Source organism: Micromonospora sp. BL1 (assembly GCF_003667485.1).
In the GTDB taxonomy this organism is placed as follows: domain Bacteria; phylum Actinomycetota; class Actinomycetes; order Mycobacteriales; family Micromonosporaceae; genus Micromonospora; species Micromonospora tulbaghiae.
In genome coordinates, this window is the sequence record NZ_RCVK01000393.1 from 1 (window position 1) to 10153 (window position 10153).

Here is a 10153-nt window from a genome sequence, read left to right on the forward strand (position 1 = left end):
GCCGGAGCGGGGGCGGGTACCCGCCGGGGCCGACCGCGTGGCGTGGTGCCCGCCGGCGGCGAGGGGAGGGGTGGGATGCGGTTCCCCCTGTTCGTCGAGGCGGTAGCGCGGCGGGCCGAGTTGCCCACCGACGAGGCCGCGACCGTCTCCCGTGCGGTGTTGCAGACCCTCGCCGACCGGATCACCGCGGACGAGGCGACGGACCTGGCCGCGCAGTTGCCGGACGACGTGGGCGGCTATCTGGAGCCCGGCGGCACGGCCACCACCGGCGGCGCGGTGGACTTCCTGTACCGCGTGGCCGAACGCGCGGCGGTGGACCCGGCGGTCGCCGAGGTGGGCGCCGTCGCGGTGCTCGCAACGTTGCGCGACACGGTGACGGTGGGGGAGTTCCACGACCTCGTCGCGCAGCTCCCGAAGGGCTTCGACGCCATGGTGGACCCCGTCCCACGGCCGCCGTACGATGTCTGAGCAGGCTCCCCGAGAGCGGGTTGAGCTGCGGCACCGAGGCCGTCTGCGGCGAAGATTCCACGGCCTGGAAGTATTTTCACCGTAAAATAACTTGTCGCCCGTCACGTACGCTGTAAATCGTCTACGCGCTAGAGGGATGATCGGACGAATTCCTCCGTCCGAGGTTCCAAGGTGCCGTCCCCTCTTCGGCTCAAGCCTCATCGCCGCTCTTCCGGCGCAGGAATCGAGCCATATTCTGCTTCCAATGTGAAGTCCTGGGGGGGATCAATGATCACATTCGTCGATTGCTGCCTGCCTGCCCTCTGTGGAGCGCAACCCGCATCCTGACATGGCAGAGACGATGATCATCAATCGTTTCGGCGCGATCTCGGCGGTACACGGCGGACGTCCGGCACTTCTCGGTGAGACCCACGAGGTCACCTACACCGAGCTGGCCGGGGCGGCCGGCGGGCACGCTGCCGTGTTCGCCGCCGCGGGCCTGCGCGCCGGAGACCGGATCGCGCTGCTCACCGCACACGGTGCACCGACCGTGGCGGCGCTTCTCGGCGCCCTCGCGACCGGATGCGCGTACGTGCCGCTGGACCCGGGCTTCCCGGTCGCCCGGCTGCGCCACATGGTCGACGCCGCCGGCGTCACCGCCGTGGCCTGCGCCGCCGAGCACCGCGACCTGGCGTCCACACTGGCCGGCGAGCGCCCGGTCGTCGCGCTGGACGAGGTGCCGCCGGCCCCGCTGCACCCGGTCGCGGCCGACCCGGACGCGCTCGCGTACGTGCTGTTCACCTCCGGCTCCACCGGCGTGCCCAAGGCGGTCGGGCAGACCCACCGCAACCTCGCCCACGTCGTCGACAACCAGATCGCCGCGCTCGGCGTCGGCCCGGACGACCGGCTCAGCCTGCTCGCGTCGTTCAGCTTCGACGCCGCCATCCCCGACCTCTACCCGGCGCTGCTCACCGGCGCCGCCGTCGTCCCGGTCGACCTGCGCCGCCACGGGCTGGCGCACGCCGTCGACCAGCTCGACCGGCACCGCGCCACGGTGCTGCACTGCACGCCCACCGTCTACCGCTTCCTGCTCGACACGCTCGGCTCGCGCCGCCTGCCCACCGTGCGGGTGGTGCTGCTCGGCGGCGAGCAGGCCACCTGGACCGACGCGGCCCGCGGCCGGGACCGGTTCGCCCCCGACTGCGTGCTCGTCAACGGCTACGGCGCCACCGAGATGACGTTCGCCGCCCGGCACGTGCAGCCGCTGTCCGAGGTGGACCCGGACGCCCGCGGGCCGCTGCCGGTGGGCGTCGCGTTCCCCGGCTACCGGCTGGACCTCGCCCCGGACACCGGCGAGATCGTGGTCCGCAGCCGCCACCTCGCCCCCGGCTACCTCAACCAGGACAGCGACCGGTTCGGTGTCGACGCCGACGGGGTGCGGTCGTACCGCACCGGTGACCTGGGCCGGCTGCTGCCCGGCGGGGAACTGGTCTGCCTCGGCCGGCTCGACCGGCAGGTCAAGGTGCGCGGGCACCGGGTCGAGCTGACCGAGATCGAGGCGGTGCTGTCCGCCCAGCCCGGCGTCGCGGGCGTCCGCGCCGTCGTCCGCGACGGCGAACTGCTCGCGTACGCCCGGCCGGCCGGAACCCGCCCGGACCCGGCGGTGCTGCGCGCCGCGCTGACCGCCGCGCTGCCCGGCTACGCGGTGCCCCGCGCGGTGGTGGTGGTCGACGAGTTCCCGCTCACCGTCACCGGCAAGATCGACGAGCGGGCGCTGCCCGACCCGGTCACCGAGGTGCCCGCCGGCGAGGCCCCGGCCACCGACACCGAACGAACCGTGCACGACATCTGGTGCGCGGTGCTGGGCCGCGACGCGGTCGCCCGCACCGCCAGCTTCTTCGACGTGGGCGGGCAGTCGCTGCTGCTGGGCCAGGTGCAGCAGCGCCTCGCCGAGCGGTTCGGCGTACGCCTGCCGATGCTGCGCCTGTTCGACCACCCGAGCGTCGCCGCCCAGGCGGCGCTGCTGGACGCCCCGCCCGACGCGGTCCGCGCGCCGGTGCTGCCCGCGCCCGCCGCGCCGGTGCGCGCCGCCCGCGAGTACACCGGCGACGAGATCGCCGTGGTCGGCGTCGCCGGGCGGTTCCCCGGCGCGCCCGACGTGGCCACGTTCTGGTGGAACCTGTGCACCGGCGTCGACTCGGTGCACGACCACACCGACGAGGAACTGGCCGCGCTCGGTGTCGGCCCCGCCCTGCGTGCCGACCCCCGGCACGTCCGCGCCACCGGCCGCCTCGACGGGGTGGCCGACTTCGACGCCGAGTTCTTCGGCTTCGGCGCCGACGAGGCGGCCCGTACCGACCCGCAGCACCGGCTGTTCCTGGAGACCGCCTGGGAGGCGCTGGAGGACGCCGGTCACGACCCGGCGCGCTTCCCCGGACTCGTCGGCGTCTACGCCGCCACCTCGGCCAACCGTTACTTCCTGTTCCACCTCATGGACAACCCGGCGGTGGTCGGCGACGTCGACCCGGACGACTGGGAGGCCCGGCTCGTCGGCCGCCAGTTCACCGACCACCTGCCCGGGCAGGTGGCCTACCGGCTCGGCCTGACCGGCCCCGCGATGGCCGTGCAGAGCGCCTGCTCCAGCTCGCTCGTCGCGGTGTGCGTGGCCGCGCAGAGCCTCGCCGACTACCAGTGCGACCTGGCGCTGGCCGGCGGGTCCACGGTGATGTGGCCCCGGCACCGGTCGGGCGGGCTCGCCTCGCCCGACGGCCGGTGCCGCGCCTTCGACGAGGCCGGCTCCGGCTCCGGCTTCGGCTCCGGCGCGGGCGTGGTGGCGTTGCGCCGGCTCGCCGACGCGCAGGCCGACGGCGACCGCATCTACGCGATCCTGCCCGGCTGGGCGGTCACCAACGACGGCCCGGACCGGGCCGGCTTCGCCGTGCCCGGCCCGGCCGGGCAGGCCGCCGCCGTCGCGAACGCGCTCGCCACCGCCGAGGTCGCACCCGGCGAGGTCCGCTTCGTCGAGGGCCACGGCAGCGGCACGCCACTGGGCGACGCCATCGAGGTGGCAGCGCTGCACGAGGTGTACGCGGGCGCCGCACCCGCCGAGTCCACGGCGCTCGGCTCGGTGAAGACCAACATCGGTCACCTCGACGCCGCCGCCGGCATCGCCGGGCTGATCAAGACGGTGCTGGCCGTCCGGCACGGGGTGATCCCGCCGAACCTGCACTTCACCCGTCCGCACCCGGAGATCGACCTGGCCGCCGGACCGTTCTACGTGCCCACCAAGGCGCGGGACTGGCCGGACGACGGGCGCCGGGTCGCCGGGGTGAGCGCGTTCGGCCTGGGCGGCACCAACGCGCACGTCGTGGTGGAACAGCCGCCGCCCGCCGAGCCGGCCGACCCGCCCGGCGAGGGACCGTGGCTGCTGCCCGTCTCCGCGCGTACCCCGGCGGCGCTGCGGGCCGCGCTGGCCCGCCTGCGGAGCCACCTCGCCGGCGCCGCCCCGGCACTGTCCGAGGTGGCCGCCACGCTGGCGCTGGGCCGGCGGGCGTTCGCCCACCGGGCGGCGGTGGTCGCCGCCGACCTGCCGGCCGCCCTGTCCGCGCTGGACGTGCTGCTGGACACCGGCGCCCGCATCGCCGGTGACGGTGGACCGCTGCGTGAGACGGCCGCCGAGTGGGTCGCCGGGCGCGACGTCGACTGGCACGCGCTGCACCCCGAGGGCACGGTCCGGCGCACCGGACTGCCCACCTACCCGTTCCAGCGCCGCCGGCACTGGATCGACCCCGTGCAGAAAGGTCCGCGGTGAACTGGTTCGTCTCCGCCGGAAGCCGACCCGAGGCGCCGGTGCGGTTGTTCTGTCTGCCCTACGCCGGAGCGGGCGCCAGCGCGTTCCGGCGCTGGGCGGCCGAGTTCGGTGCGGACGTCGACGTGGTGCCGGTGCAACTGCCCGGCCGGGAGAACCGGATCACCGAGGACCCCCGCTTCAGCGTCGCCGAGGTGGCCGACGCCATCGCCTCCCGCGCCGACCGCCCGTACGCGATCTACGGCCACTCGATGGGCGGACGGCTCGGCTTCGACGTGGTCCGCGAGCTGCGCCGCACCGGCCGCCCGCTGCCGCTGCGGCTCTACGTGGGCGGCGCCCGTGCCCCGCACGTCGCCACGCCCGGCCCGTTCGACGGCCTGTCCCGGGCCGGCGACGACGAGCTGCTGCGCCGCCTCGGCGAGGGCGGCGGCCTCCCCGCCGAACTGCTCGACCACCCCGAGCTGGTGGAACTGCTGCTGCCGCTGCTGCGCGCCGACTTCGGCCGGGTCGACGACTACCGCCACGTGCCGGGTGAGCCGCTGCCGGTGCCGATCGTCGTGTTCGCCGGCCGCACCGACCGGGCGGTCAGCCGCGAGCAGAGCGCAGCCTGGGCCGAGCACACCGCGGCCGGGTTCACCCTGCACGAGCTGGACGGCGGGCACTTCTTCCTGCACGACCGGCTGACCGAGCTGGCCGCGCTGATCCGGGCCGACCTGACCGCCGCGCCCATCGACACCCGCCCCGGCACGCCGGACGCGGGTCCGGACCCGGTGCGCGCCGCCGGTCGCGGGACCGCCGGCGCCGCGCACCGGGTTCCGCTCGGCGACACCGGCTGGTCGGTGTGGCGCGACGCGATGCTGCGGACCACCGGGTTCCCGGCCGACGGGCTGGACCTGTTCACCGCGCCCCGGGCCGCCGCTGCCGCCGACGAACTGCTGGCCACCGGTGCCGGCGAGGACCGGTTCACCAAGGAGTTCGAGGAGGCGCTGCGCGCCGGCGCGCAGCGGTTCAGCGAGCTGGCCGCCGACCCGCTGCTGCGCGAGGCGGTCACCTGGCAGAACCGGGGCGCGCTCGTCGCGTTCGACGGGCTGGTGCGCGGCGGCGCCGACGCGGCCCGCAACGTGCGCCGCCGCGACCGGGAACGGGCACTGCTCAAATACTGGCAGCGCTACTGCGGCAAGAACGAGACGGTCGGCTTCTTCGGGCCCAGCTGCTGGGTCACTGTCGATCCGGCGCAGCCGGAAGTTGCCCGGGTCAACCCCGGCGACGGGCTGACCCGCCGACGCTGGGTGTGGTTCGAGTCGTGGGCGCTGACCGCGTACGCCGAACGGATCGGTGCGGACCTGGCGGTGCGCCGGTGGTGGCCGCCCATGCTGCGGGCCCACCTGGCGGTCCGGGACCGGGCCGTGCTGCGGCCCGGCCGCCCGCCGCTGACGCTGACCCCGGTGGAGGCCGCGCTGCTGCGCGCGGCCGACGGACGCCGCCCCGCCGCCGACCTGGTCGCCGACCCGGCGATCGGGCTGCGCCGCCCGGAGGACGGCTACGCGCTGCTCGACCGGCTCGTCGAGCGGGAACTGATCACCTGGGACGCGGCCCTGCCGGTGAGCCCGGACGCCGAGCGGGTGCTGGCCGACCGGATCGACGCGATCGGCGACGAGCCGGCCCGCGCGGCCGCCCGCGCCGGGTTCGACCGGCTGCGCGCCGCCCGCGACGACGTCGCCGCCGCGGCCGGCGACGCGGACCGGCTGCGGACCGCCCTGGACGCCCTCGACGCCACGTTCACCGACCTGACCGGTGTGCCAGCGGTGCGCCGGGCCGGACAGATGTACGCCGGCCGCACGGTCTGCTACGAGGACAGCGCCCGGGACCTGGACGTGGTGTTCGGCGCGCCGCTGCTGGCCGAGCTGGCCGCCCCGCTGGACGTGCTGCTGCGCGCCGCCCGCTGGCTGGCCAACGCGCTCGCCCGCGCCTACCTGGACGTGCTGCGCGGCCTGTACGAGGAACTGCGCGCCGAGTCCGGCGCTCCAGTGCCGCTGGCCGACCTGTGGTTCCTCGCCCAGGGGATGTTCTGGGGCGACGGGGACCGGCCGGTCGACGCGGTCGCGGCGGACTTCGCCGCCCGCTGGGCCGGACTGTTCGGCCTGGACACGCTGCCCGCCGGCACCACCGACGTGCGGCTGCGCGCGGCCGACCTCGCCGGCCGGATCGACGCGGTGTTCCCCGGCGACGGTCCCGAGTGGTCCAACGCCGCCATGCACAGCCCCGACCTGCAGATCTGCGCCACCGACGCGGACGCGCTGCGGCGCGGCGAGTACACGGTGGTGCTCGGCGAACTGCACGCCGCCTGGTCGTCGTTCGACTGCGCGGTGTTCACCCCGTCACACCCGGACGTAAAGCGGCTGCGCGACGCGCTCGCGGTGGACATGGGGCAGCGGCGGGTCCGGCTGCTGTTCCCGGCCGACTGGCCACGGCGGACCAGCCGTACCGCCGAGTCGCTGACCGGCCCGGCCGACCGGCACCTGGCGTTCCTCGACGCGCCGGGCGCCGACCCGGCCCGCGTGCTGCCCACAGTCGACCTGGTCGTCGACGATGTCGACGGCGAACTGGTCGCCACCGCCTCGGACGGGCAGCGCTGGCCGCTCGTCGAGATCTTCGCCGAGCCGCTCAGCGCGCACGCCGTGGACGGGTTCAAGCTGGTCGCCGCCGCGCCGTACACGCCCCGGATCACCGTGGACCGGCTGGTGCTGGCCCGGCAGACGTGGCGGACCACTGTCGGCGAGAGCGGCCTCGCCGTGCCCAACGGCGAGCGGGACCGGTTCCTCGCCGTCCGGGACTGGCGCCGCCGCCTCGGCCTGCCCGAGCAGGTTTACGTCAAGCTCGGCACCGAGACCAAGCCCTGCTTCGTGGACCTGTCCGCACCGGCGTTCGCCACCACGCTCTGCGCGATGGTGCGCGCCGCCCGGGTCGACGGCGGTGACGACGTCTCGTTCACGGTGAGCGAGATGCTGCCCGCACCGGATCAGGCGTGGGTGCCCGACGGGCAGGGCCGCCGCTACTTCAGCGAGCTGCGCCTGCACATCGCCGACGCCCGGCGGGAGGACCACCGGTGAGCCACCTGCTGCCCCTGGGCGAGACCGGCTGGTCGGTGTGGCGGGACGTGGTCCTGCGTACCGCCGGTTTCCCGGCCGCCGGGCTGGACCGGTTCGCCGCGCCAGACTGCGCCGCCGCCGCGGACGCGCTGCTCGCCGGCGACACCGGCCCCGAGGTGTTCGGCAAGGCGCTGGCCGAGGCGTTCGCCGATTCGTCGGCGGTGGCCGGCGAGCTGGCCGCCGACCCGCTGCTGCGCGAGGCGGTGACCTGGCAGAACCCGGACATGCTCATCGCGCTGGACGGGCTGCTGCGCACCGACCCGCAGGTCCGCAACGTCCGCCGCCGCAAGCGCGAGCTGAGCCTGCTGCGCTACTGGCAGCGCTACTGCGGCAAGGCCGAGACCATCGGCTTCTTCGGCCCGGTCTGCTGGGGCACGTTCGACACCTCCCAGCATGGCGTGCACACCGTGCCCGGTGACGCGCTCGTGCACCGGCGCCGGGTGTACTTCGAGGCCTGGGCGCTCATCGCGTACGCCGACCGGCTCGCCGACGACCTCGCGGTGCGCCGCTGGTGGGCGCCCGCCCTGCAACCGCACCTGACCGTCGCCGGGCGGGAACTGCGCTGGCCGCTGCACCCGCCGATCGCGCTCACCCCGGTCGAGGCGCTGGTGCTCGGCGCCTGTGACGGGCGCACGCCCGCGGTGGAGCTGGCGCAGCGGCTGTGCGACGCCGGCGAGGTGCACGGCGCCGACGACGTCTATCTGCTGCTGGACCGCTGGGTCGAGCGCGGCCAGCTCAACTGGGGCGCCAACCTGCCGATCGCGCCGGACGCCGAGCACGTGCTCACCGCGCGGATCGCCGCGATCGGCGACGAGCCGGTGCGCGCCGCGACGGCGGCCGAGTTCGGCCGGCTGTGCGCCGCCCGCGACGAGGTGGCCGCCGCGGCCGGCGACCCGGACCGGCTCGGCGCCGCGCTCGCCGCGCTCAACGCACAGTTCACCGCCGTCACCGGCCGCCCGGCCACCCGGCACAGCGGGCAGATGTACGCCGCCCGCACCGTCTGCTACGAGGAGACCGCCCGCGACCTGGAGTTCCGCATCGGGTCGGCGGTGCTCGACGCGCTCGCCGAGCCGATGGCGGTGGTGCTGCGTACCGCCCGCTGGTTCACCACCGAGGTGGCCGCCCGCTGCGGCGAGCTCTTCACCGAGCTGCACGAGGAACTCGCCGCCGACGGCGGGCCGGTGCGGCTGGCCGACCTGTGGCTGCTGGCCCAGGGCACGCTCGTCGCCCCGGACGGCCCGATCGGCCGGGCCGGCGCCACGCTCACCGCGCGCTGGGCCGAGCTGTTCGGCCTGGCCGACCTGCACGAGGGGCAGGCGGAACTGCGGCTGCGCGCCGCGGACCTGACCGAGCGGGCCCGGGAGCTGTTCCCGGCGACGCGGCCCGGCTGGCCGTCGGCCCGGCTGCACAACCCGGACGTGCAGCTCAGCGCCGCCTCCCCGGAGGCCGTCGAGCGCGGCGACTTCCTGCTGGTGCTCGGCGAGCTGCACCCGGCCTCGGTCGCCTTCGACAGCGCGGTGCTCAGCCCGTTCCACCCGGATCCGGCCGCGCTGCGCGCCGACCTGGACGCCGACCTGGGCCCGGCCCGGCTGCGGGTGCTCTGGCCGGACAGCTTCCCCCGCCGCACCACCCGCACCACGTACGCGCTGACCGGCCCCGCGGACCGCCAGCTCGGCATCGACACCGCGCACGGCGCCGACGTGGACCGCCTGGTCCCGGCCACCGCCGTACTGGTCGAACGCACCGGCGACCAGCTCACCGCGGTCTTCCCCGACGGCGCCCGCTGGCCGCTGATGGAGGTGTTCGCCACGCTGCTCGGCTCGCTGCTGCTGGATGCGTTCAAGCTGCTCGGCGCCGCCGCGTACACGCCCCGCATCACCATCGACCGGCTGGTCGTGGCCCGGCGCACCTGGCGCACCACGGCCGGGGCGTGCGGGCTGGGCGGCCACTCCGACGAGACCGCCCGCTACCTGGCGGTGCGCCGCTGGCGGGCCGAGACGGGCCTGCCCGAGCGGGTCTTCGTCAAGGTCGGCACCGAGGTCAAACCGTGCTACGTGGACCTGACCGGCCCGCTGTACGCGCAGTCGCTGTGCGCGATGGTCGACGCCGCGCTGCGGACCGGTCCGGACGTGCCGGTGGTGGTCTCCGAACTGCTGCCCGCACCCACCGAGGCGTGGGTGCCCGACGCCCGGGGCCGCGGTTACGTCAGCGAACTGCGCCTCCAGATCACCGATCCGGCCGAGCACCTTGGAGCACTCCGGTGACCGACACCCTGACCGTCAGCGCCGTCCACGGCCCGGACCTGCCCTGGCCGGACGCCACCCTCGCCGGCCTGATCACCGCGCAGGCGGCCCGCACCCCCGACGCGGTGGCGGTGCGCCAGTGGGACACCCGGCTCACCTACCGGCAGCTCGTCGACCGGGCCGCCGGGGTGGCCGCCGCGCTGCGCGGGCACGGCGTCGGCCGGGGCGACCGGGTCGGCGTGTGCGGCTCGCGTACCCCCGACCTGGTGGTCACAGTGGTCGGCGTGCTGCTCGCCGGCGCCGCGTACGTGCCGCTGGAGCCGGGCGGCCCCCGGGCCCGGCTGCGCGGGATCGCCCGCGACGCCGGTGTCCGGGTGGTGGTCGGTGACGCGGCGGTCGCCGAGTTCGGCGACGAACCCGGCGTGACGGCGCTCGGCCTGCCCGGCCCGGCCCCGCTCGCGCCCTGCCCGGCCCGCCCCGGCTACCCGGCGTACGTGCTGTTCACC

Annotated in this window: 5 protein-coding genes; all 5 read left to right on the top strand. The window is 75.9% G+C overall.

Annotation, left to right across the window (positions count from 1 at the left end; genetic code table 11):
• Positions 1-75: 75 nt before the first annotated feature.
• Positions 76-468, top strand: a complete 393-nt coding sequence (locus EAD96_RS29045; RefSeq protein ID WP_120570209.1) for a DUF2267 domain-containing protein — start codon at positions 76-78, stop codon at positions 466-468.
• A gap of 328 nt (positions 469-796) precedes the next feature.
• Complete coding sequence (locus EAD96_RS29050; protein WP_121686481.1) at positions 797-4258, top strand: AMP-binding protein; 3462 nt, start codon at positions 797-799, stop codon at positions 4256-4258.
• Entirely contained in the window at positions 4255-7365 is a 3111-nt protein-coding gene (locus EAD96_RS29055; RefSeq protein ID WP_121686482.1) for a thioesterase domain-containing protein, read from the top strand. Before EAD96_RS29050 ends, EAD96_RS29055 begins: the two co-directional genes overlap by 4 nt.
• The gene (locus EAD96_RS29060) at positions 7362-9668 is read left to right on the top strand and encodes a lantibiotic dehydratase (protein WP_121686483.1); all 2307 of its coding nucleotides are present in this window, start codon (positions 7362-7364) and stop codon (positions 9666-9668) included. The genes EAD96_RS29055 and EAD96_RS29060 overlap by 4 nt, the downstream gene beginning before the upstream one ends.
• Positions 9665-10153 (top strand): AMP-binding protein (locus EAD96_RS29065; RefSeq protein ID WP_147457953.1); only part of this gene is annotated, 489 nt, incomplete at its 3' end. The genes EAD96_RS29060 and EAD96_RS29065, both read left to right, overlap by 4 nt.

Bases quoted from the DNA above. Each gene is read 5' to 3' on its own strand.
- EAD96_RS29045 (WP_120570209.1), top strand. From the start codon at position 76: ATGCGGTTCCCCCTGTTCGTCGAGGCGGTAGCGCGGCGGGCCGAGTTG.
- EAD96_RS29050 (WP_121686481.1), top strand. From the start codon at position 797: ATGGCAGAGACGATGATCATCAATCGTTTCGGCGCGATCTCGGCGGTA.